Genomic DNA, 23,704 nt, shown 5'->3' on the forward strand with positions numbered 1-23,704 from the left:
ACACGCCCGGCGGTTCTCTCGACCCGCCGGGCGTTTTTGCTGTTATTGCGACCGGTGTGCGACGAGCAGATCGCAGAATTCCCGGAGCGCGCCTTTGCCGCCATCGTGAGAGAGAACGAGCGCGTCCGAACGATTGAGGCGCGGCAGGACGTCCGCGTGGACATCGGCCACGAGAACGGGAAGGCCGACCCACGAAAGCGGGCCGAGGTCGTTGGTGTCGTTTCCGATGTACGCGATCTGGCGGGCAGAGAGGCCGCGATCGCCCGCGAGTTTTTGGAGCGCCGGGAGTTTGTCCTCGATCCCCTGGAGGAAGTCGAGCTTGAGTTTGCGGCAGCGCGCGCCGACAACCGGGTTGATTTCTTTGCTCAGCACGAAGATCGGCATGCCGGATTTGCGGAGCATATCAAGCCCCATGCCGTCTCCCCGCGAGCAGAAGACCGCTTCGGATCCGTCTTGATTCGTGAGGACGCGGTTGTCGGTGAAAACGCCGTCAAAATCGCAGACGAGAAGGCGGATTTCGGAGAGGCGGGAGACCGGATTGGGACGGGCGCGGGCGCTGGCGTGCGCGAGAGAGTGTGCCACGAGATGGCGCGGCGCGACGTGTTCGATCGTGAGCTGGGAGTGAATAAACCGGGCCGCGCCGGCGCCGAGCGTCTGTCTCCAGTCTTCGTCCTGAAGCAGGCCCTCGATCGTCTGCGCGAAGGCTTCGGGCTCGGGCTGCACGCGGATTCCGGTCACGCCGGTCTGCACAAGATCGCGCAAGCCCCGGATATCGGCGACGACAATCGGCGCGCCGGTGCTCATGGCATCGAGCAGCGCACGCGGCTGATTCTCGAGCGCGGAAGCATCGACATAGAGCGTGCACTTCGACATCGATTCCAGCACGCGCGCGTGGCTGATCCAACCTTGAAAAATCGCGTTCACGCCCAATTCGCTCGCGAGCCCACGCAGGGCCTGCCCCTGATCGCCCTCGCCGACGATTTCGATCGTTACCTCGCGGCACAACGGATCGGGGAGCATCGACACCGCGCGAAGCAGAATGTCCACGCGCTTGCGGGAGATCAGCGGGCCGCAATAGAGAATGTGGTTCTTTGCGCGCGTTACCTCGGTGAGTTCGCGGGGGGTGAGCACATGGCCCGGCACCACGGCGCTGCGCATCGCGTTGAGCGAATTGCGCCAGCACAGGTCGTCGACCATGGATTCGGTCGTGCCGATAACAAGGTCGCAGCAGCGGAGGAGACGCGATTCCAATGCCGCGGCATCGGAAGCTTCTCTGGAATCGCCACCCGGATCGTGTGCGAGAAAGCGCGAAGGAATCGACGCGCCGCGTGCGACCAGCGCGGTCTGCACGCCGGCAAGCCGAAGCCGCGCCGCGATCGAGATCGGAGCCTGGCCGGCCAAGAGGTCGTCGGTCACAACCGTCGCGGAGTTGATTCCGTTCGAGATGCGATCGATGGCCCGAGTCAGGCTCGCACTGTCCGCGGCGTCAACCGCGACAATCTCGGCGTTGAACCCGGCGCGATCTGCGAGTTTCTGATCTTCGTCGCCGGTCGCGGTCACGAGAAAAAGCTTGCGGTAACCGGAAGCGAGCGCCCAGTAGAGCGCGAGTTCGCGATCGAGCGTTCCTGTCTGGGCCCAGTAGCGGAGGGAGTGAGTCCGGCCCATCACAACGACAAGGGCGTCGGCAATCAATTGGGTTTCGAGGTTGGAAGGCGCGTGATTCATGTCGGACGAATCGCAATCTCTTGGAATATCGGAAGTTGGGGTGGGGGGTGGCAAGCCGGGTTCGGTGCTTCCCGGCGCTTTCACCAGAGTGGAAAGTTCCTCAGGTGGGGCGTCGAAAGTGCCGATAACCAGACGTGAGCGTAACCGACCCCAGCCGTTTCGGCCACTTCGCAACACCCCCCGCCGACACCGCTTTCTCGCATGAAGAAAAGAGAGTCTGGCCGTCGTTCGTGCGAGGAATCGTGTCGCGCGAGCAATTGACGACTCTGCGCGCGATGCTGCGCGAGGCGGGCCTGCGGCTGGTCCAATGCCACGGCTGCTTCGACATCGTGCATCCAGGCCATATTCGCCACCTTCGTCAGGCCAAGAGCCTCGGCGATGTGCTGCTGGTGAGCATCACCGGCGACGACACGATGAAGAAGGGAACCGGGCGTCCGCTCATCCCGCAGGAACTCCGCGCCGACAACCTCGCGGCACTCGACTTTGTCGACTTTGTGTTCATCGAACCCGGTCCAACGGCGACGGACCTGCTCGACTGGGTACAGCCGGACGTGTACGTCAAGGGCAAGGAATACGAGTTCAACAACGATCCGCGATTTCAGATTGAGCGCTCGACCGTTGAGCGCCACGGCGGACGCGTTGTGTTCAGTTCCGGCGACGTCGTGTTCTCGTCGAGTGCGCTGATCGCCGCGATGGAGCAGTCGGTCGATCCGTTCCACGCGCGTCTCGCGCAACTCACGCAGACGCCCGAACTGGAGCTTGGAGCGCTCGGTGAAGCGCTCGGCCAGATCCGCGGCAAGCGACTCCTCGTTGTGGGCGAGTCGATCGTTGATACCTACACAATGTGCGATCGGCCGGATGTGGCCGGCGAAAGCCCGGTTATGACTCTTCGCCCGCTCGAACAGCGCCGGTACGACGGTGGCGCCGCGATCATCGCGAGACACGCCGCGGCACTCGGCGCGCATCCCGTTCTGGTTACGGCGATCCCCGAGAGCGCAGAGGGGCGCTCCCTGGCGGCGCGGCTGAGCGCGGAGGGAATCGAGGTGCGCTCACTCCCCCTCGGCGGGCGATTGCCGGAAAAACAGCGATTCCTCGTCGGCACGCAGAAAGTGGTGAAGATCGATCAGGTCGAGCCGTATGTCCTCGACGCGGCGCAGCAGCGCGCGCTCGCGGCGATTGCCGCGGACGCGGCGCGGCCCGCGTGCGACGTTGCGATCATCGCCGATTTCGGGCTCGGGCTGTTCACGCCGACGCTGACGACCGAGTTGTGCGAGTTGCTCCGCCCGCTCGCACGCGTAATGAGCGGCGACGTGAGCGGCCGGCGATCGAACCTGCTGGCGATGCGCGGGATGGACCTTCTCTGTCCGAGCGAGAACGAGCTGCGCGACGCGACGAGACAATTGAGCGAAGGGCTTCCTGCCGCGACATGGACTTTGCTGGAGGCGACACGCTCGAGGAACGCGATCGTGACGCTGGGGGGCGATGGGCTCATCGCGTTCGATCATCTCACCGGGACGAACGACGCGAAAACGGAAGACGGTTCGTTTTCGCGGCGGTTGCGCAGCGAGCACGTGCCCGCGCTTGCGCCGGTGGCGCTCGATGCGCTCGGTTGTGGTGACGCCCTCCTCACGACCGCTTCGCTTGCGCTCACTACGGGCTGCGGGCTGCTTCCTGCGGCGTTCCTCGGCGCGTGTGCCGCGAGCGTGCAGGTGCAGCGGCTCGGAAACCTCCCGGTCTCGACGAGCGAGATCCGCAAAGTGGCGACGCGTGTGCACGGCGCGCACCTGACGTTTGCAACGCCCGAAGCGCTCGAAGCGCGCGGGCTCGGCTCGCGCAGAGCGGTGGGGTGAGGCGAGATGATCACGTACGTTCTGCCAACCCGCGATCGCCCCGAGATCCTGCGCGAAACACTTCATGCAATCGAAGCGCTCGGGGCTCATCCGGGCGGAGCGGAGATCATCGTGGCCGACAACGCATCGGCATCGCCGGTGCGATTGCCGCGAACGCTCGCGAATGGCATTTTGATCGACGTGGTGCGCCGGCCTCACAATGAAGGCGCCGCGGCACGGAATTTCGCGGCGCTGCACGCCGACCCCGCGAGCGACTGGATCGTCATGCTCGACGATGACTCGCACCCGCTCGACCTTCGGTTCGTCGAGCGTCTGGCCCATCAGCCTCGCGATGTGGGCGCGATCAGCGCGGATATTTTCCTGGGCTCGAGCGCGACTGCCATCGCCGGGCGTGAGCAGGGCGGCTTACCCGAAGTCTTCATCGGCTGCGGCGTCGCGTTGCGCCGCTCGCTTTTCTCATCGCTCGGCGGCTACGACCACACATTCAACTACTACGCGGAGGAGTACGACCTTGCGGCGCGCATGCTTCTGGCGGGCTATCGCGTCGTTTTCGATTCCGCGTTCCGCGTGCTGCACCGGAAAGTGACGGCGGGGCGCGAAATGAACACGATCCTCGCGCGACTGGTCCGCAACAACGGATGGGTGATGCAGCGGTATGCGCCCGAGGAAATCCGGGGCGGGCAATTGCGGGCGACCTGCCGCAGATATCGTGCGATTGCTGAAAACGAAAACGCCCGTCGCGGTTTTCGGGCCGGTTTGCACGAACTGCGTGCAACGATTCGCAACCAGCCGCGCCGCGCGATGAACAACGAACTCTGGCGGCGCTTTACGGGTCGTGCCGCGGCGCGCGACGGGCTCGCCTGGAATCTCTCGCTCCGCGGCGTGCGCACCGCGGCGCTCGTTGAAGAGGGAAAGAACGCGAACGAGATTCGCACGGCGCTTCGCGAATTGGGGATCGCGGAAGTGCAGGACGCCCGGGCGGAGGCGCTGGTGATCGGCACGCTCTCACCGGGGCCGATGCTGGATGCCGCAGCAAAGCACGCTCACGACCCGCGGGTGGTGATGCCGTGGATATGCGGTAGCGCGGCGGGAGTTTTTTCAAACGCGGCTTGATTGCTATTCGCACAGCATCGCGTCGTACCCAAGAACAAACACTTGGAAATCAAGATCATCAACGACTCCGTCCGCGTTGAGGTCGCTGGGGCAAGGTAGCGGCATCGCAGCATCGGCGCAATCAAGGATGTCGTACGCAGATGCGAAGCGAGTGAAATCCGCGTCATCGGCGACGCCGTCGAGGTTGATGTCGGCGGGGCAGTTGGTGTAGATCGCAAGTCCGCGTATTCTGGGTGCGTTGGCCGGCGCAAAGTACGCGCCAAAGTCCGCGACGACGCGCGCGGCGCGCGAAACCGGATCGAAGGCGACGACGCGCGAAGTGGGATCCCATTCGCCGATCAGGAGCTCGCCTGCCGGAGACTCCTGAAACGCGCAGGGCAGTGCGTGATAATTTGAGAGTCCGGATGTGGGTTGAGCGCTGACGACCGCGCCATTCGCGTCGAGTGCGTCCCCAAGAACAAGGTGGCGGTTCCCGCTTTGCGAGTCGATTTCGACAATACCGCCGATGTAGCTCCCGCTCACAAGCGAAATCGCACTGAAATAGATTCTCCCGGCGGCGACGCCGATCGGATGCGAGGTTTGATTGCAGGATTCTCCGCTGCCAAACTGAGCGAGGGCTATCGGATCGCTGGATATCGCGCCCGAACTGACCACATAACGAGTGAGCGAATTGTTGCCGGGCGTCGTCAGTAGTCGCTGCGACGACGCTTGAAGGTCGACTTCAAATGTTGCAAGGCCGCTAAGCGGAGACGTCACGAAATCGGCGACAACAAGTTTGTCACGAGAGCAAAGGGCAAAGCTCACTGGAGTGGACATTGCAGGGCCGTCAGAGAGCAAGCCGCCCGCCAGAGGAGAAACACCTCCGGAAGCGAGCGAGATGGAATGGAAAGTACCGATTCGATTAGACGTTGTGAACTGACCCGAGACGATCGCGATGGTCTGGTCCCTTAGAACGACCGTGGATGCCTCCTTGTAAGGAGATTGCCATGTACCGGAGAGTGCGGCCCGATTGCCGGTGCCCGGATCGACCCGAATCAACGCCGGCTGTGAGTTGTTCGCACCTCCTGCAAAGATTCTGCCGTCGCGTGTGACCGCCACGGAGCACCAAGACTGACTCAGCGGAGCGCCGCTGCCTCGCGGGAGCACGGGCCAGCCCGGAGTCCCGGACAGCAGTCCCCGAACCTGGCCGGTGGAGGAATCGACGACGTAAATCGCTGAGTTCGTTCCGGTTGTCAGGCCGACCAGCAGGTCCAAATGTCGTGGCGTCTGAGCAAAGGCGACAAAGCCAACCGGAAACGTCAAGATAGCAGCGGCCACTCCCAAGTTCATTGCGTTTTCTCCACACCAATACAAAACTTCATGTGCCTGCCCGCAGCCGCACGCGCGACGTGCTGGCTATACGGAAACATTCGTAAACGGTTCCAATTCCCCGGCTGCGCCATCTCCTGCACGGAAAGCTGCGCGAGGGATTACTTGCCGCAATACTTGGGCCTTCATCAACGTTTCCGCCCATTCCCCGTCTGCGTTGCTGTCGGAAACAATTCCCGCTCCCGTGCTGTAGTCCAACGTGCTGCCGGCTGCGGCATGTGAGAGGCACGCCGTCCGGATCATCACATTCGCTTCCAACTTCCCATCGTCACCAAGCCAAAGCATCGTGCCGCAGTATGGTCCACGTTTTACTGGTTCCAACTCATCGATGATCTGCATCGCGCGGATCTTGGGCGCGCCGGTGACGCTACCCGGAGGAAAAGTGGCACGCAGCAGTTCGTTCAGCGTTGTCCCGCGCCGCATCGTCCCTGCCACCGTCGCGGTTGACTGCATGACCCCGGAGGCGTGCTTCTCGATGCGGCGCTCCTGTTCCACGCGCACGCTCCCGAGTTCGCACACTCTCCCGAGATCGTTCCGCATCAGGTCCACAATCATCGCCAGTTCGGCACGGTCCTTCGCGCTCGCATCAAGTTCCGCGCATGCCGCGGCATCCGTTCCGGGCACGAATGCACGCGTTCCTTTCATCGGTCTCGTACGGACCGCGCCGCTGCGAAAATCCGCCTCGAGAAAGAGTTCCGGGCTCAGACTCGCGAGCGCGTAGCCATCGGCCTCGAAGTATCCGCCGTGCCAGGGGCTCGCGCGTTCGGCAAGGTCGGCGAAAATGCAGCGCGATGAACCGTTGAATCGGGAGCTCAATCGGTGCGCGAGGTTCACCTGATACGCATCGCCGGCGCGGATGTATTCGATGATGCGCTCGACGCCGGCGATGTAGTCTTTTCGGTTCGCCGCGGCATCGAGCGGCTCGATGTGATATCGCGGTTCCTCGTTCGGCGCCGAGCCGGCGAGCGCATCAACGAGTTCGGCATCGAGGCATTGATTGATACCGTGCCCTGTCTTCAATTCGAAAGAATTCTCGATCCGCTGAAATGCCGCGAGTGGCCAGAGCCGATCTGCAATCGCGCCGAGATGCGCGGCACGCGCCGCCGGTTCGAGCAATTGCCCCGCGTCGTAGCTGATCCATCCGAACCAGCCCGCACCCGCGCTTGGTTCATTGAACCCTGCGGTGCCCACTTCGGCGAGCAGAGCCTCGAGTTCCGGCGCGGTTCGCGCGGTTCGAGTCGTGATGGGCTCGCCGAAGACCACGCTGCCACCCGAATCTGGCTGGGCATTCCAGCGGATAGCGACGGGGCGGCCCGCCGGCCACCGGCGGAGGACCTCCGCACAACCCGGTGTCTCATTTGGAGTCGTCGGAAACACGGCAGAGAGTGTTCGGGGTCAATCGCATCGCCGCACGCGAAAAACAGGGCATTTATGACGGCGGCCGGAGTCGTCCGGGAGTCATTTGCGACCTAGAATCTTTGTCCCTGCGCGTCCGGCGGGTGCGCGGCAGAGAACCCCGAGTCGTTCTTTGTTCGGTGGTGTCTTATGCCTTGCACATGTTGGAGCGCACGTCCCCACACGCACGCCGTCGGGCCCTTGCCCGAACTGCCAAGCAATAAAGCGAGAGCGAAGGAATGAGCACCATGCCCAAGCCGGTTTCGGTTAAGCACGCCGCTTCGAGCAATTCGAAGAAGGCCGTCAAGAAAGTCGCGCGCATCGCGGGAATGGGTGTCGGCCCGACCCCGACGCTCCGCAGCAAGCCGGGCAAGATGGTGTACTACTTCGGCAAGAGCAAGACCGAAGGCGAAGCCAATATGAAAATGCTGCTCGGGGGCAAGGGCGCGAACCTCGCCGACATGACGAGCATCGGCCTCCCCGTTCCCCCCGGCTTCACGATCACGACCGATACCTGTGCCGCGTACTACAAGGCCGGGCAGCGTCTGCCCCACGGCCTGATGAACGAAGTGCATAAGAACATCGCCATGCTCGAAAAAGAGCTCAGCAAGAAGTTCGGCGACAACTCGAACCCGCTGCTTGTGTCCGTTCGCTCGGGCGCCGCGGTCAGCATGCCGGGCATGATGGACACGATTCTGAATCTCGGCCTGACCGATGCCGCGGTCGAGGGGCTGAGCGTTTCGACCAAGAACCGGCGCTTCGCGTACGACGCGTACCGGCGCCTGATCAACATGTTCGGCGACGTGGTGATGGGCGTTGATCACCACCACTTCGAAGAGGCTTTCAAGACGATCAAGACGAAGTACAAGTCGAAGGAAGACACCGAAGTCCCCGAAGCCGGCATCGTCGAGCTTTGCAACGAATACAAGAACGTCTACAAGCGCCACGTCGGCGAGGAATTCCCGCAGAATCCGTTCAAGCAGCTGGAGCTCGCAATCGAAGCGGTCTTCAAGAGCTGGAACGGCGAGCGCGCGGTTTCGTACCGGCGCATCGCGGGCATCCAGGGTTTGAACGGTACCGCTGTCAACATCCAGTCGATGGTCTACGGCAATATGGGCGATGATTCGGGCACAGGCGTCGCGTTCACGCGCAACCCCGCGACCGGCGAGAATCATTTCTACGGCGAATACCTCATCAATGCGCAGGGCGAAGACGTCGTCGCGGGCATCCGCACGCCTCTGCCCGTCGATGAAATGCCGAAGTGGAACAAGGCCGTCTACCAGCAGCTTCTCAAGATCAAGCAGAAGCTCGAGAAGCACTACAAGGACATGCAGGACATCGAGTTCACAATCGAACGCGGCGAACTCTTCATGCTCCAGACCCGCACCGGCAAGCGCAACGGCACCGCCGCCGTCAAGGTCGCGTGCGACATGGTGAAAGAGCGGCTCATCGACGAGAAAACCGCGGTCCTCCGCATTCCGGCGGGCGATCTGACGCAGCTTCTGCTCCCGAGCTTTGACCCGGTGAAGAAGAAGGTGGCCGAAGTGCTCACCAAGGGCATCCCGGCGTCTCCGGGTGCCGCGGTCGGCAAGCTCGCGTTCACGGCGCAGGAAGCAGTTGAGAGAGCGCACAAAGGCGAAAAGGTCATCCTCGTTCGTAAGGAAACGAGCCCCGAAGACGTGGAAGGCATGCACAGTGCCGCGGGAATTCTGACAAGCACCGGCGGACGCACGAGCCACGCGGCGGTCGTCGCCTGCGGCTGGGGCAAGTGCTGCGTGGTCGGCGCGGGCGAACTGCAGATCGATGCTGCCCAGGGCGTCGTCAAAGTCGGCGGCAAGGTCTACACCCGCGACAGCGTCTTCTCGATCGACGGCAGCAGCGGCGAAGTTCTCTCCGGCTCGGTCCCCTCGGTCGAACCCAAGATGAGCGGCGATTTCGCGACCGTGATGCGCTGGGCCGACAAGTACCGCACCATCGGGGTGCGCACCAACGCCGACACGCCGGAAGATGCGCAGCGCGCCCGTGACTTCGGCGCCGAGGGCATCGGCCTCTGCCGCACCGAGCACATGTTCTTCGAGGGCGATCGCATCAAGGCGATGCGCGAGATGATCCTCGCGACCAACAAGGACGACCGCGTCAAGGCACTCGCCAAGTTGCTGCCCTATCAGCGCGACGACTTCATGGGCATCTTCAAGGCGATGAAGGGCCTGCCGGTCACGATCCGCCTGATCGATCCGCCCTTGCACGAGTTCCTGCCGCACGACGACAAGAGCCAGGCCGAAATGGCAAAGATGCTCGGCGTGTCGGCCGATCGCGTGAAGACTCGCGTCAGTGCGCTGCACGAGGCCAACCCGATGCTCGGCCACCGCGGCTGTCGCCTCTGCGTGACCTACCCGGAAATCCTCGATATGCAGGTCACGGCGATCGTCGAGGCGACCATCGACTGCATCCGCAGCAACATCAAGGCGCTGCCCGAGATCATGATCCCGCTCGTCGGCACCAAGAAGGAACTCGCCGTTCTTCGCGCCGAAGTCGAAGCGACGATCGCGAAGGTCAAGGAAGAGCAGGACTACAAGCCCCGGCTCGACATCAAGATCGGCACCATGATCGAAATCCCCCGTGCGGCACTCACCGCCAACGAGATCGCGGAGGCGGCCGACTTCTTCTCCTTCGGAACAAACGACCTGACGCAGATGACCTTCGGCTTCTCGCGCGACGATATCGGCACCTTCCTGCCCGACTACCTCGCGCGTGAAATCCTGCCGGGCGATCCGTTCGTTTCGCTCGATCAGAGCGGCGTCGGCCAGCTCGTCGACATGGGCATCAGCAAGGGCCGCTCGACCAAGGGCGACCTCAAGGTCGGCATCTGCGGCGAACACGGCGGCGACCCCAAGAGTGTCCACTTCTGCCACAAGGTCGGGATGGATTACGTCTCGTGCTCTCCGTTCCGCGTGCCGATCGCCCGCTTGGCTGCGGCACAGGCCGCGATCATGCACGGGAAGAACTGATCTCCGTATTCTGTTTTGAACAACAAAACCCCGGGGCTCCGAGCCTCGGGGTTTTTCATTTCGGCGCATCCTTCGACACCTCTCGAACGCGCTCCCACTCGGAAATACGTCCGCACTCCGGACACTGAGCGCCCCGCAAGAGACCATTCAGGCTGTAGCCGCAGCTCGTGCATGTACCGGAAGCACGAAATCGAAGCGCCGGCATCCAGAGCAGCAACGATGCAACACCGAGGGACGCCCAACTTGGCCACAAAGGCAACGTGACGGATTCGTATCCGCCTCCGAGACATGTGCTGTTCCAGCCCCAGCGATAGCTTGCAGGCGAGTACAGAGTCAGAACCTTTACTTGCAGGAGGGTCTTTCCGTCGGGTGTCCGCCAGCACTCGACTTGCCCCTCGGCAACGACCAGATTTGACCCCCCTCGATAGAAGGCCAATCTCAACCAATGCGATGTGATCACATCGAGGCAAATTGCGAGCACAAGCAATATCAGCGCAAACCAGCGCATGCTTCGTCCTTGGTGAGGCTCGGAACTACAACGAATCGCGCGCCGTGGAAGTTCCCTATTCTTGCAGCGAACCCGCAGGCTTCCGGCGAGTCCGCCCCCGGATCGATCTAGCAATTCAGTGTGGGAGACGGATTCCCAACCCCGAAACGCACCCGATTCCGTCAGCGCAGAGCGCTCGGCACGGCAACTACCCCCGAACTGTGGCATCTCCGCTTCCCGAGTCCGCGACATCGGGCTCTTCTCCCGTTCTTCCTCCCGGCAGCCGGACCGGACGGACGAGCATGCTCGCCGCGATGAGCTTGGTGCCGGGGCGTCGGCGCGCATTCGCGAAGACGTCGGCGACCTCGTGCAGCAGCCGGTGCAGCCGTTGCTGCTGCGATTCATCCAACCAGCCGAACATCGAGACCGATGCCTGGTCGCTGCGCGTGCCGTCCACGTTTTCTGGTTCGTTGCGCCGGGCACGATCGCGGACAACTCCGGCGCTCTCCCGTCCGGCGAAGGTGCCCATCCGCTTGAGGTATCGGCACAGCGCCGTGAGCGCGGGTCCCGAGCGTGCGGGCGTGATCAGCCGCAGCGCCTCGCCGCGTGCGGAGTAGGTCATCGCGTCGCGTCCGCCGGAGGTCTGCGCGCCGGTCTCGCGGATCAGCCCCGCTTTCACGAGCGCCTCGAAGTGCCGATACAGCGAACCCGGCTTGCGACCTAGTTGTTCCGCGACCTCGCGGATCGAAACGCCTGCTGATTCTTCAGAACCAGGCCGCCAAGGCGCCTGGTTCACGATGACCTGCACGATCTGATCACGCACCGGGGACGCCAGGGCATCGAATTGGGCCGCCGTTCGAACATCGGCGTACTGGCGGGGCCGCCCAGGGGAAATTCTTTTTTGCATTTTTGTGCATCCGCAGAAAAGGCAATCCGTAAACACTACCGGATTGTTCGGGCACACCCGGTGTGTCCATGCTATTCGCGATCGCCAGCGTTGCGCGACGGCCCGTCGCCCGCGCTTGCAGTGCGCTCGCACTTTGCCCGGAGGTTCGCCGTGGGAACATGCCGCTCGATTGCAATCTCGGCACTAGTCGGTGCGCTCGCTCCCGCCGCGACGGCGGCGGTGGACCCCGCCGGGCTTTATTTCCACACGTTCACGGGCGCCGCCAGCGGTTCGGAATGGTCGACGATGGCATCGCTCGGCACACCGGGCCGGTTTGAATTCGCCGACCTCCCCGCCGCGGGGGCCTATCCCGGGGCGCTTGATGACGATGGCAAGTTCACGCTCGACCGCCACCAGGGAACGGGCAGTTTCGGGAGCGACGGAACCGGCTCGATCGAGTTCACACTCGGGGGGAGCGTGAACTTTCATTCAAAGCTGAAGCGCGCGCCCTTTACCGATTCGCGTTTCCCGATCTTCGTGACCTCGACGCGCAACGGCGACTCATCGTTTCAGGGCGAGTGGAAGGCGGTCGTCCGTTCGATCGATCCGAAGACCGGCGAATCAAAGATCGTCGATCCGAGTCGTCACATCGACGTCGCGATCGTCGGAAAGACGATCCGTCTCAGTTCAGCCTCGGGCTGGTATGCACAAGGGGTCTGGGTTGCGGAAGATCAGGCGGCGTTCCGGGTCATCGTGCCGACTCCGACAAACTCGCGCTACCGCACGTTCGATGGATGCGAAGTCAGTGAGAAGCTCGATTGTGTCGGTGAATTACGGGTCACTGGGAAAGATTCGCTGACGCTGGCTCTTTTCTATCAGTCGCGCGACCCGTTCGGTTCGCAGGTTCAAACCGGTGAGTATCTCGAAATCAGCCGCGTGCCGGCTCCCGGCACCGGATTGTCGTTCGCGCTCGGCGGATTGCTTGTGTGCAGGCGCCGACGCGGGGAATCGTGTGTGTCTCAGGAGAAAGAGAGGGCTTTGTGAAAACGATTTGGGCATCCGTGTTCATCGTGTCGTTCTCGATGGTGGGGCAGGCGACCGCCGGCTGGTCGGAGAACTTCGAGAGTTTTCCGGTTGGCTCATTCCCGGGCGGCCGCTGGCGCGATATCGGCACGTCGGCGCTGCCTCATCCGGCGATGCCCACGGGGCAGGTGATCGACACCATCGGTCGGAGCGGCCAGGAGACGCGCGCGTTCCAGGTATTTCAGACACGCACCACCAGCCAGGGCCTGATCACCGAGATCGCGCTCGCCGATACGCACAAGGTCGAGGCCGACCTGCGCGTCGATATTCATCCGACGCCGGTTCGGTTCGGCAACTGGACCGCTGCGATGGGGTTCTTCGATGAGTCCGGCCCGGCCACGGACATCAACAACGAGCCTCAGGGGGTGGTGTACGTCTACCAGCAGCGCTGGTATTTCTACGGCTACACGGGAGTAGGGAATCCCGTGAATCTCTCGCTGGGCACGGCCGACGTCGTCGCGGGCACGTGGTATCACGTCGCGCTGGGTGTGGACACGCGAACCGGCGCGTTCGATATCAAGGTCTTCGGCGAAGCCGATCAGCTTCTGATCGATCGGCAAGTCACGCTTTCCGGCTATTCGCCTTCGCTCGGCCGGTACAACCGCGTCGCGGTGTTCGACGGCGAGTACGCGCCGCAGTCCGCGACCGCGGGGCAGTTCTCTGTTGACAACATTCAGTACGTCCCGACACCGTGGTCGATCGTGCCGCTGATCGGGCTGATAGGGCGGCGGCGCCGCTCCACATGCTGCGCCGTTTGACGGTCCGCAGCGTTTTCTTTCTTCCAGGATCGCGCTCCGACGCGGATTCGGAGCGCGATCCATTTTTCTCTCCGCTCGGAAAATCCCGTGTTATCGGGCGAAAAGGGGCTTGCATCCGATTGCGTCATGCATTACGCTAACAGGCACGAAAATGCATCCGCGAGGAGGTGTTCCTTGATCGGAAGAAACGTGCTGATGGGCCTTGCGATTGTGGCGGCACCGACGGTGTCCCACGCAGCGTTCGTCGACGACTTTGAGAGCTACGTTGTTTCGGCGTTCCCAAGCCCCAAATGGCTCGATGCGCGAACGCTGATTCCGTCCCCGAACACGCCCAATCCCAGCGGCAGAATCATCAACACGCTCGGGCCCGGCGGCACGTTGACCAAAGCCTTTCGGACACAGCGTTCCGTCGGCACAAGCCAGGGGATTTACGCCCGATTTGCGCCCACTCGCCATCTTTCGATCAGCGCCGATGTGCGATTCGATTTCTGGGACAACTCCACCAACGGAAACGGGGGCGGGTGGCCATTGGCGCTCGGATTCTTCAACGCGACACCCGGCAACGACCCGAACTTCGCTCCGCAAGTGATGATCGTCGCCGACAGCACCAACAAAACCTGGACGATCTATACCCAGACCGGGCCTGCGTTTTCGACGGCGCAGTTCATCCCGCTCTCCGTTGTCGCGCCGGGGCTCAACACGTGGTACAACCTCGCGCTCGACGTCGACACCGAGACCGGACTGGTTTCCGCGAGAGTTCGGCTCTCTTCGAGTGCGGGATTTATCGTCAACACATCGTTCTTCATTCCGAATTGGGATTCCGCCTCGGCGCAGTACAACGTCGGAGCCGCTCTCGATGGCGAGTACGGCACCAACGCCACTCTGGGCGGCCAGGCCACAGTGGACAACATCTTGCTCATTCCTTCGCCCGCGGCATTGGTGCCGATGACACTCGGGGTGGTCGCCCTGCGGCGGAGAAAGCGCTGAGGCGGGTCGCTGCTTACCAGTTCGGCACCGGCCACGGGTTGCGATCTTTGAAGAACGTCTGATGCCAGTACGGGTACGCCTTGGGTAGGGCGCTCGCCGCGTCCAGCTTCGCCACTTGCTCGGCCGACAGGTTCCAACCGATCGCGCCGAGATTCTGTTTGAGCTGCCCCTCGTTGCGCGCGCCGATCACGATGTTGCTCACAGTCGGGCGCTGCATGAGCCAATTCAGCGCGATCTGCGGCACGGTCTTTCCGGTTTCCTTTGCGACTTCGTCGATCGCGTCGACGACCTTGTGCAGATAGTCGTCGGCGACCTGCGGGCCGGCTTCTGCCGCGGCCTTCGAAGTCAATCGCGTGTTCGGCGGCAGCGGATGCCCGCGCCGGATCTTGCCCGTCAATCGCCCCCATCCGAGCGGGCTCCACACGATGCAGCCAACTCGCTGATCAAGACCCAGCGGCATCAATTCCCATTCGAAGTCGCGACCCACCAGCGAGTAATACGACTGCTGCGCGACGTACCGCGGCCAGCCGTAGCGATCGGAGGTCGCCAGCGATTTCATGAGATGCCAGCCCGAGAAATTCGAACAGGCGATGTAGCGGATCTTCCCCGTGCGAACAAGGTCGTTGAGCGTCGAGAGCGTCTCCTCCACCGGCGCGATGGCATCAAATCCGTGCATGTGGTAGATGTCGATGTGATCGACGCCCAGGCGTTTCAGACTGGCGTCAACCGCGCTCAGCAGATGGAATCGCGATGAGCCGACGTCGTTCGAGCCGTCACCCATCCTGAAAGTTGCTTTCGTCGAGATCAGCACACGATCGCGCTTTCCCTTGATCGCGGCGCCCAAGATTTCTTCGGATGCTCCTTTCGAATACACATCCGCCGTGTCGAACATGTTGAGCCCGGCATCGAGGCAAATATCGACGATGCGGGTCGCCTCCGCCACGTCGCTCGAACCAAAGCCCTTAAACAGATCTGTTGTGCCGCCAAAGGTGGCGGTGCCGAGACTGAAGACCGGAACCTTGAGACCCGAGCCACCGAGTTGACGGAATTCCATGAGTGCTCCAAGCGGGCGGAAGATTGAGGGCGCGCTTTGTGCCCCTTGCACGATCGCGCTTCATCCGATCCGATGCCCCCCGAGCGTGGGGGATACGCGCGTCGCAGAAAGCCGTTTCTCAGGCCGCGAGGCCCTCCTTCATGATGTGTTGAACAGCGCTGAGAAAGCGTTCGAGTTCCTGCGGCAACGTATAGACGCTCGGCGAAACGCGGACGCCCTCGAACTCGTCATGCTTGATCGCCGTCACGAGGATTTTGTGTCGATCCCAAAGTTCGGAGGCGATCTTCAGACTTTCGATGCCGCGGAGTTGAAACGTGGCGATGCCGCAGGAGAATCGCGGGTCGAGACTGGTGTGCAGGATCAACGGGTGGGCGACGTCTCCGGAACTGCTGCGAAGGCGTTCAACCCAGTAGTTCCGCAGGTATCGCATCCGCGCTTCCTTTCGTGCGCCTCCGATGGCCTGATGAAACGCGAGCGCTTCGGCAACGGCGAGCACCGGCGCCGCCGGGTGCGTCCCGATTTCCTCGAATTTGCGGATGTCCTCGTCTTGCTCTGGCTTGGCTGCCATCATCGGCCAGAGGTTCTTGATCTTGTCGCGCCGAACGTAGAGCAGCCCGGTTCCGTGCGGCGCGAACAGCCACTTGTGCAGGCTGACGCCGTAGTAATCGCAGCCAAGATCGGACAACTTGAAGTCGACATGGGCGAACGCGTGCGCGCCGTCCACGACGACAGGGATGCCGCCGTTTCTGCTCCGTGCCATCTCGACGATTCGCTTGACGGGCATGATCTGACCCGTGATGTTGATCATGTGGCTGACCAGGATCAGCTTGGTCCGGGGCGTGATGGCCTCTGAATACCGGGTGACCGCGGCATCTTCATCCTCGCACGGAATCGGCAGCTTTACGAACACGAGCCGGATTCCCTTGCGCCGCTCGAGTTGTCGAAAAGTCGCGAGCATGCGCGGATAATCCTGCGTCGATGCCACCACTTCGTCACCGGGCTGGAGGTCGAAGCCGGTCTGGCAGATCTGCAGACTCTCCGATGCATTCCGCGTGAACGCGATTTCTCTCGCATCGACCCCCCATTGCCGCGCGACCGCCTCACGCACACTCTCACGCTGCGGTTCCTGCAAGCTCCACAACACGTGCGCTGGAGCGGTGTTGGCGTGCTCCGTGTAGCGACGCTGGGCGTCCAGCACCACCCGCGGCGATGGGCTCACACCCCCGTTGTTCAGGTTGATGACGCTGCGATCGAGCGCGAAAGCCTGCTGCGAGGCCGCCCAGAATGACTCGTCCGATGCCGCGGCAGCCGGCTCAACGGAAGAATCCGCGAGGTCGCTCATCGCATCCCGCCAGGCATCGAGATCGAACGCCTCCACGCGCTGCGCCCCGCGTGCAAGTGAAGTCAGTGCCGCGGCACTTGGTAATGCGATTGCTCCCAAAAACCCGCGTCGGTTCAGCATGGCGGGCACCTCCCGCCAACCAGTTTACCGGATGTTCGGATGACCGCCGATAAGCGTCGTCAGCTGCTTCATCTGCTGCATCGCCGTCTGCATCACGAATGCCGCGGCCTGCTGTAGTACCTGATTCTTCACGAGATTCGAAACCTCGCTTGCGTAGTCGGTGTCCTCGATCTGGCTCTTTGCTCCGCTCACGCCCTCAATCTGCTGCTGAAGCAGGCGTTCCTGGCTCTCGAGTTCCTTGGTCTTTGCGCCGATGGCCGCGCGGTCGGCGCTGTTCTGGCCGATCGCGCCGTCGATCACCTGCTGGGCTTTTTCGAGATCGCCATCGACCAGGTTGAGTGCGCCGCCGCTCTTGAGGCTCACCAGATTCAGAGTTTTCTCGACGAGTTTCGTCTTCGTCGGGTCGCTCTGGTCTTTCTGGTATTCGGCTTGAAGGGTCGCTCCGAGCGACGACGCGAGCGCGTTCGCGAAGACGCGCTGCCCGTTGAAGGTGTAGGTGTTCGACACAAAGTCGATCGCATCGACGATGCTGTTCACCCGATCCTGGATCGCCCGTTTCTCGGTATCGCCCAGAGCGCCCTGGTTCGCCGCGGTCACGATGTGGCCGCGCAGTTCAAGCAAGAGATCGCCAATCGCGGCGTTCCCTCCGTCGCGTGCCGCGCCATACTTCTGATCAAATCGATTGGCTTCGAGCTTCTTGTTCAGGCTCGCGAGGTCCGCGTTGAATTGATCGACCGCCATGCTGCCGGCCGGGTCATCGCTGGCGCGATTGATCCGCTTCCCGGTTGCGATGCGCTCCATCGAGCGCTCCACGTGGCGCGTGTGCGATTGCCACGCGTTGACCGCGGTGTTGAGCATCGAATTGGGGAAGCCCAATGGCACATCGGGCCATCGGCGGAGAATCGGGTCGGGTTCTGTGAAGGTGCCCGGATTCGAGCATGCCGGTCAATCGGGCGTGCAAGAACCGACTTGAAAGTCCTAGAAACACCCCGTCCGCTATTCTCAAGTGGAGGAATCCCTGTGCGCCCAACCGTTGCTCTGTTGCTTGTGACGCTGATTGCGGGTTCGAGCTTTGCCGTGACGGATCAGGGCGCCGCGGTCGAAAGCGCGATTTCCCAGATCCGAGCCGGCAAGCCTCTCGCGCCCGCAGACCTTTCGGTGCTTCAGGCCGGCGTTGACGAGGCCCTGGCTTCGAGCCCGGGCAACGAGCGGGCCTTGTACGCCAAGGCGCTGCTGGATCGCGCAAAGGGGGATCGCAGGCAGGCCAAGGCCGTCATGGAAGGACTTGTAAAGTCGTCGCCGGCCGTCGCCGAATACCACGCGACGTACGGCACGCTTTGCTTCGAGGTGATCAACACCGCCGGCACGTTTGAACAAATGTCCCTGGCATCGACCGGTCGCGCCGAATACGAAAAGGCAATCCAGCTGGATTCGTCGCTGATCGAGCCGCGGGTCGGGCTCGGTCGTTTCTTTCTGATGGCGCCGGGCTACGCCGGGGGCAGCTACCGAAAGGCCGAGGAGCAGGCCAACGCATTGATCGCCCTTCCCGACGGCAAGGGCGAAGTGTTCGGAAGGTCGTTGCTCGGGGATATCTACGCCGACAAGGGCGACTGGGCGAAAATGGAGGAGCAGTACAACCTCGCCGAAAGCGCCAAAGGCCCAAATGCGAGTCCGTCGATCGCGATGCGCGGTTACGCACAAGCTCTCCTCACGAAGAAAAAGGACCCTGCGGCGGCGCTTGTTGTTCTCGAGCGATATCGTGCCGTCGCTTCGGCCGATGATGCCGGACCGTGGTACCTGACCGGCGAAGCCAAAAAGGCTCTCGGCGACGATGAAGGCGCCATCGCCGCGTATCTCAAAGCGGTCGAGATTGCGCCTTCTGCGGCGAACAGTCGCTACGCGATCGCGCAGTTGCTCGAAAAGAAGAGGCGATTTGCCGAAGCCGCCGCTCAGTACAGGGAATTTGCATCGAGATTTCCGGCCGATTCGCGGGCCGCGAAAGCCGCCGAAGCCGCAGGGCGTTGTGAAGCAATGGGCAAGTAAGAGCGTGCCGACGGTCGGTACCCGTACGAGCCGCTCGCCGTCCCGCGGACTGCCGGTCAATGAAGGCGCCCGCGGAAATCCGGCGGCTTTCCCAAAAAAAGAGCCCGACTTTCGCCGGGCCCTTCTCATATTCGTGTGCGGATCGCGATGCTTACGGATGATCTGGCCGATCGGCCATCGCGACCCGACTTGGTTTTCAGTTTCAGCGACGGCGACGCGAAGCGACCAACCCGCCGAGACCGAGAAGCGCGAGGCTGCCCGGAGCCGGGGTGAAGATCTGATCCTGCCAGTCATCGCTCGAAAGGGCGAGCAGGCCGGACATGCGGGGGCCGGTGCCGTCGACAGCGGCAATCCAAGCATTGGCTTGGGCCATCGCGGCGCCGAAGCCTTGAGCCTGGAATACGCCGTTGCTCACGCCATCGCCTCCGTCATAAACAAAGTCCCAGACCGAGAGCTGGAACGCGGCGTAGTCGTCATTCGACACGAGCCCGCCGAAGAACCGGCCGTACAGCTCGGCGATCTTGTCGGCCTTCACGGCGCCCATCGGGGTGCCGAAAAGCACGTTGATCGGAAGCGGAGCATTCGCAACCGTGTTCACTTCGTACGTGTAGTTGTTGCCCGGAAAAATGTCCTGGTGCACTTCAAGGCAGAACGTGGCGAACGTCCCGGTCAGGCCGGTGTACGATCCGCCCGTGCGCTGCCAATTGAACTGGCCAGCCTTCACAGGACCAGCGAACGAGCCGCCACTGTTCACCGAAACCATGCCCCAAACGCCGGGGTTCGTATCAATGTACGTGGCTTCAACAGTGAAGGCGGCGAAAGCCAGCGAACACACGCCGGCAAGTCCTGCAACTGCTGCGATCGTCGAAATCTTCATATCCCCTCCTGCGGTCCCAATTCGGGTTCTCTCTCTCATCACACCGGTCGCTCACGCACAGTGCGTGACCTCTTCCCTCCCGGACGCACCACCGATCGTGCGGAAACGCACGGAAACGGCGGATAGGAGCAAAACCGCTCCAATCTCGTCGAGAGAGAAACACCTGCGATCTCTTTTGCTGCCCCGGTTTGCAGCGGTCTCTCTCGACTCTCCCAACCATCGCATACTAAGCGGACTCAGATGTCGCGCCAAGAAGAATTTCGTGTTCCGACCCCAACTTTTGTTGGCATTTCCAAAAACCTTCGTCCGAAAGTAAGCGCAAATATAATCCAAACATGTCGTAAAATTCTTCAAAAAATGGGTTTATGAACCATGCAGCCCGGGCTCATTTCAATCCAAAGGATCGGCAAAAATATTCACTCCCGCAGTGGCTCTGCCACTTCCCTTGGTTAAGGCCGGAGTCCGCAGCGTGCCTTTCCGCCGCGCACCTCAGGTAAAACATGCTTTCAGATTCCTGCTGCTCGCTCAATGCCGCCGCGGCAAGATATCGTGCACCGGGGCATCGCAACGAGCGTTCGATGAACGGATCGCGCGCCGAACCGCCTCTCTGCGGAGCCGGCGTCGGTCGCTACCATGCGGACGAGCCATGCCGACCATCACTATCAACGGGAAGAAGTGCGACTTCACGCCCGGACAGACCATCCTGCAAGTCGCCAATGCCCACGGCGTCAATATTCCGCAGTACTGCTACCACGACGGGCTTTCCATCGTGGCGAGCTGCCGTATCTGCCTCGGCGAGATTTGGTCGCCCGACGCCAAGACAGGGCAACTGACGGCGCAGATGGGCGGCAAGTTGCAGCCGACTTGCCAGACGCCGGCGTCGGACGGTGCGGTCGTCTACACCGACAGCCCCAAGAGCGTCGCGAATCAAAAAGCGGTGATGGAGTACCTGCTCATCAATCACCCGCTCGATTGCCCGGTGTGCGATCAGGCGGGCGAGTGTTTTCTTCAGGACTACTCGTACGAATACGGGAGGGGTGTCTCGCGCTTTGAAGAACAGAAGGTCAAGCAGCCCAAGAAAGATCTTGGTCCGCACGTCTATCTCTACAGCGACCGGTGCATCATGTGCACGCGCTGCGTGCGCTTTACACGCGAGGTGACGGGAACCGCCGAGCTCAGCGTCCAGGGCCGCGGCAACAAGGAAGAGATCGACCTCTTCCCCGGCGTCGCCCTCGAGAACGAACTGGCGAGCAACGTCATCGACCTTTGCCCCGTCGGTGCGCTGCTCGACAAGGATTTTCTGTTCGCCCAGCGTGTCTGGTTCCTCAAGAACACGCCCAGCATCGACGGCATCACGGCCAGCGGCGACAACATCAACATCGAGCACAACGAGGGCAAGATCTACCGCATCAAGCCCCGCGAGAACATGTCCATCAATAAGTGGTGGATCACCGACGAGGTGCGCTATGGCTGGAAGTTCGTGCACAGCGAGAAACGCCTGCGATCGCCTCTGCGGCGTCAGTTCGGCACGCTGGTCGAGAGCGACTACACCCGGGCCTACGAAGTGGCGGTGGACGGGATGAAGAGGGCAATCGAAGGCGGCAAGCGTCTCGCGCTCCTGGCGAGCCCGATGCTTTCGTGCGAAGATGCGTATCTGCTCGCGCGTCTCGCTCGCCTGATCGATCCCAGGGCGCTGCTCGGCGTCGGGCCCGTGCCGCGCAAGGGCGAAGACAAGGTTTACCCGATCGGCGCGAAAGCGGGCGACAAGAACGCGTTCGTGATCTCCGCGGAAAAGGCTCCCAACGCGCGGGGCGTTCGCCGCGTGCTCGGCGCATTCGGCTCGGAAATTCTCGAATTTGCCGATTTTCTCCGCGCGCTCGGTCACGGAAGCGGCACGAGCGACGTCGGTGCCGTCATCGTGACGGGCAACTACCCGAGCGACTGGATCACGCCGGATCTCGAGTCATCGCTGGCGGGCAAGTACACCGTCTTGATCGACACGCTGCACACCTCGCTCGTCGAATCGTGCGACGTGCTGATTCCCGGCGCGACATGGGCGGAAAAATCGGGGACATTCGAGAACTGGCAGAATGTTCTTCAGGCCTTCGAGCAGGCGATTCCGGTGATTGAACTCGCCAAGACCGAAGCGCAGATCGCCCTCGATCTCGAAGCGGAGTTCAACCGCGTGCCGCTTGAGGTGCGCGATCTCGAGACGGTGATCGTGAACACCACGCCCGGCCAGGTCGCCGCCGGCGTGACGATTGCCCCGCCCCGTGCACGAGCGTTTAACGCGGCGGACACCCGCACCGAGATGGCGCGCAACTATCCGGCGCTCTCGGTGTTCAACGACGTTCGTGCTCCCGTCGCCGCTGCTCCGGTCCGTTCCGACATGCAGATGGTCGAGCTGTGAGTCCCCGATGTCCGCGATGTGGGTCATCATGATCGGAACGGCGATCCTCGGACCGCTCTTTGTGCTGTGGTGGTGGAAGTTCGCCGACAACTGGGCCGATGCCGAGCACAAGCGCTTCAAAGGCAAGACGAACGGACCGACCGAGCGCGTCGTGGTACGCAAGAAAGATTGATTTGTGAGCACCAGCCAACCACAAGCGGTCGCTGTTTCGGTGCACGCATCGTTGAGAATCTGTCATGCTTGGGCGCGAATGAATCTCGCGCTCACCGCCGTGCGGCGCGATAGTCTTGGAGAGTGCCGCGCTATAAGCTCACCATCGCCTATGACGGGACCGATTTCTGCGGCTGGCAGAAACAGGAACCGACGCTCGAGCATTCAGAAAAAACCGGCTCGCAGAAGTACATCGATCCGGCGCTCGTGCCGGGCGAAGTGGGACGCGTCGCACTGCGCACGGTGCAGGGCATCGTGGAGCGCACGGTGCGCGAGATCGTCCGGGAGATGGTGGAAGTCAGGGGCGCGAGCCGCACCGACAGCGGCGTGCACGCGCGCGGGCAGGTCGCCGCGTTCACGTGCGGCGGCGAAGAGGACGGTCCGACCGGATGGCCGGAGTCGCGCGGCGCCGAAGCGCTGATGCGCGCGCTCAACGGGAAGCTTCCGGAGGATGTTGTGGTGAGGAGCGCGGAGCTCGTGGACAACGAGTTCGATCCGATCGGCGATTGCACGAGCAAGGGCTATTCGTACTCGATCCACAACGCGCGCACGCGCGAGCTGTTCGATCGCCGATTCGTGCATCACGTGTGGGACGCGCTCGATGTGGAGGCGATGCAGCGCGCGGCGACGGTGCTGGTGGGGGAGCACGATTTCGCCGGCTTTGCCGCGGCGGGGCACGGGAGGCAAACGACCGTGCGCGCCATTCATCGGCTCGAAGTTCTGAAAGTGCGTGAGGATCGTGTGCGGATCGAGATCGAGGGGAACGGGTTTTTGTGGAACATGGTGCGGATCATCGCGGGGACGCTGATCGAGGTGGGGCGGGGGATGAAGAAAGCCGAGGGCATGCCGGCAATTCTGGAATCGAAGGATCGATCGAAGGCGGGGCCAACACTGCCGCCGACGGGGTTGTGCTTGGAGTGGGTGCGGTACGGGGAGCGGGCGTGAAACGGCTGAATTGGCGAAGTGCTTGGACACGAGTTGGCCTGGG

At 62.5% G+C, this 23,704-nt stretch carries 18 protein-coding genes; 10 read left to right on the plus strand and 8 right to left on the minus strand.

Annotated features, from left to right (window positions below; genetic code table 11):
- Positions 1-42 precede the first annotated feature (42 nt).
- Complete coding sequence (locus KF691_02575) at positions 43-1,725, minus strand: glycosyltransferase (GenBank protein ID MBX3388322.1); 1,683 nt, start codon at positions 1,723-1,725, stop codon at positions 43-45.
- Between the two features lie 134 nt (positions 1,726-1,859).
- On the opposite strand from KF691_02575, the gene KF691_02580 reads away from it, so the two are divergent.
- Positions 1,860-3,575 (plus strand): adenylyltransferase/cytidyltransferase family protein, encoded by a 1,716-nt coding sequence (locus tag KF691_02580; protein MBX3388323.1) that lies wholly within the window; start codon positions 1,860-1,862, stop codon positions 3,573-3,575.
- A 6-nt stretch (positions 3,576-3,581) separates the two neighbouring features.
- Complete coding sequence (locus tag KF691_02585) at positions 3,582-4,688, plus strand: glycosyltransferase (protein MBX3388324.1); 1,107 nt, start codon at positions 3,582-3,584, stop codon at positions 4,686-4,688.
- Positions 4,689-4,691: 3 nt separating this feature from the next.
- Here the strand turns inward: KF691_02585 and KF691_02590 are convergent, their stop codons facing one another.
- On the minus strand, positions 4,692-6,005 hold the full coding sequence (locus tag KF691_02590; protein ID MBX3388325.1) for a hypothetical protein: 1,314 nt from the start codon (positions 6,003-6,005) through the stop codon (positions 4,692-4,694).
- A gap of 78 nt (positions 6,006-6,083) precedes the next feature.
- Complete coding sequence (locus KF691_02595; GenBank protein ID MBX3388326.1) at positions 6,084-7,433, minus strand: anthranilate synthase component I family protein; 1,350 nt, start codon at positions 7,431-7,433, stop codon at positions 6,084-6,086.
- 347 nt (positions 7,434-7,780) lie between these two features.
- Here KF691_02595 and ppdK point away from each other — a divergent pair, with 347 nt between their 5' ends.
- Positions 7,781-10,459: a pyruvate, phosphate dikinase gene (gene ppdK, locus KF691_02600; GenBank protein MBX3388327.1), complete on the plus strand. Its 2,679-nt coding sequence runs from the start codon at positions 7,781-7,783 to the stop codon at positions 10,457-10,459.
- Between the two features lie 695 nt (positions 10,460-11,154).
- On the opposite strand, the gene KF691_02605 is transcribed toward ppdK, so the two are convergent.
- Positions 11,155-11,853, minus strand: a complete 699-nt coding sequence (locus KF691_02605; protein MBX3388328.1) for a helix-turn-helix transcriptional regulator — start codon at positions 11,851-11,853, stop codon at positions 11,155-11,157.
- Positions 11,854-12,003: 150 nt separating this feature from the next.
- Between KF691_02605 and KF691_02610 the strand changes: the two genes are divergently transcribed.
- The 3 genes from KF691_02610 (at position 12,004) to KF691_02620 (ending at position 14,660) form a co-directional block, all read left to right on the plus strand.
- The gene (locus KF691_02610) at positions 12,004-12,876 is read left to right on the plus strand and encodes a hypothetical protein (protein MBX3388329.1); all 873 of its coding nucleotides are present in this window, start codon (positions 12,004-12,006) and stop codon (positions 12,874-12,876) included.
- A complete protein-coding gene (locus KF691_02615) occupies positions 12,873-13,673 on the plus strand; it encodes a hypothetical protein (GenBank protein MBX3388330.1) in 801 nt (266 codons plus the stop codon). Before KF691_02610 ends, KF691_02615 begins: the two co-directional genes overlap by 4 nt.
- Positions 13,674-13,847: 174 nt before the next feature.
- Entirely contained in the window at positions 13,848-14,660 is an 813-nt protein-coding gene (locus KF691_02620) for a hypothetical protein (GenBank protein MBX3388331.1), read from the plus strand.
- 13 nt (positions 14,661-14,673) lie between these two features.
- Here the strand turns inward: KF691_02620 and KF691_02625 are convergent, their stop codons facing one another.
- From KF691_02625 to KF691_02635, 3 genes are all read right to left on the minus strand, one after another.
- A complete protein-coding gene (locus KF691_02625; GenBank protein MBX3388332.1) occupies positions 14,674-15,714 on the minus strand; it encodes an aldo/keto reductase in 1,041 nt (346 codons plus the stop codon).
- A 118-nt stretch (positions 15,715-15,832) separates the two neighbouring features.
- On the minus strand, positions 15,833-17,176 hold the full coding sequence (locus tag KF691_02630; GenBank protein MBX3388333.1) for an aminotransferase class V-fold PLP-dependent enzyme: 1,344 nt from the start codon (positions 17,174-17,176) through the stop codon (positions 15,833-15,835).
- 24 nt (positions 17,177-17,200) lie between these two features.
- Positions 17,201-18,034: a flagellin gene (locus KF691_02635; GenBank protein ID MBX3388334.1), complete on the minus strand. Its 834-nt coding sequence runs from the start codon at positions 18,032-18,034 to the stop codon at positions 17,201-17,203.
- A 162-nt stretch (positions 18,035-18,196) separates the two neighbouring features.
- Between KF691_02635 and KF691_02640 the strand changes: the two genes are divergently transcribed.
- On the plus strand, positions 18,197-19,219 hold the full coding sequence (locus KF691_02640; GenBank protein MBX3388335.1) for a tetratricopeptide repeat protein: 1,023 nt from the start codon (positions 18,197-18,199) through the stop codon (positions 19,217-19,219).
- Between the two features lie 202 nt (positions 19,220-19,421).
- Here the strand turns inward: KF691_02640 and KF691_02645 are convergent, their stop codons facing one another.
- On the minus strand, positions 19,422-20,096 hold the full coding sequence (locus KF691_02645) for a PEP-CTERM sorting domain-containing protein (protein MBX3388336.1): 675 nt from the start codon (positions 20,094-20,096) through the stop codon (positions 19,422-19,424).
- 646 nt (positions 20,097-20,742) lie between these two features.
- Between KF691_02645 and KF691_02650 the strand changes: the two genes are divergently transcribed.
- From KF691_02650 to truA, 3 genes are all read left to right on the plus strand, one after another.
- Complete coding sequence (locus KF691_02650; GenBank protein ID MBX3388337.1) at positions 20,743-22,506, plus strand: (2Fe-2S)-binding protein; 1,764 nt, start codon at positions 20,743-20,745, stop codon at positions 22,504-22,506.
- Between the two features lie 7 nt (positions 22,507-22,513).
- A complete protein-coding gene (locus KF691_02655) occupies positions 22,514-22,678 on the plus strand; it encodes a hypothetical protein (protein MBX3388338.1) in 165 nt (54 codons plus the stop codon).
- A gap of 122 nt (positions 22,679-22,800) precedes the next feature.
- On the plus strand, positions 22,801-23,661 hold the full coding sequence (truA, locus tag KF691_02660; protein ID MBX3388339.1) for a tRNA pseudouridine(38-40) synthase TruA: 861 nt from the start codon (positions 22,801-22,803) through the stop codon (positions 23,659-23,661).
- Positions 23,662-23,704: the final 43 nt, after the last annotated feature.

Source organism: Phycisphaeraceae bacterium, from assembly GCA_019636555.1.
Classification (GTDB): Bacteria; Planctomycetota; Phycisphaerae; order Phycisphaerales; family UBA1924; genus JAFEBO01.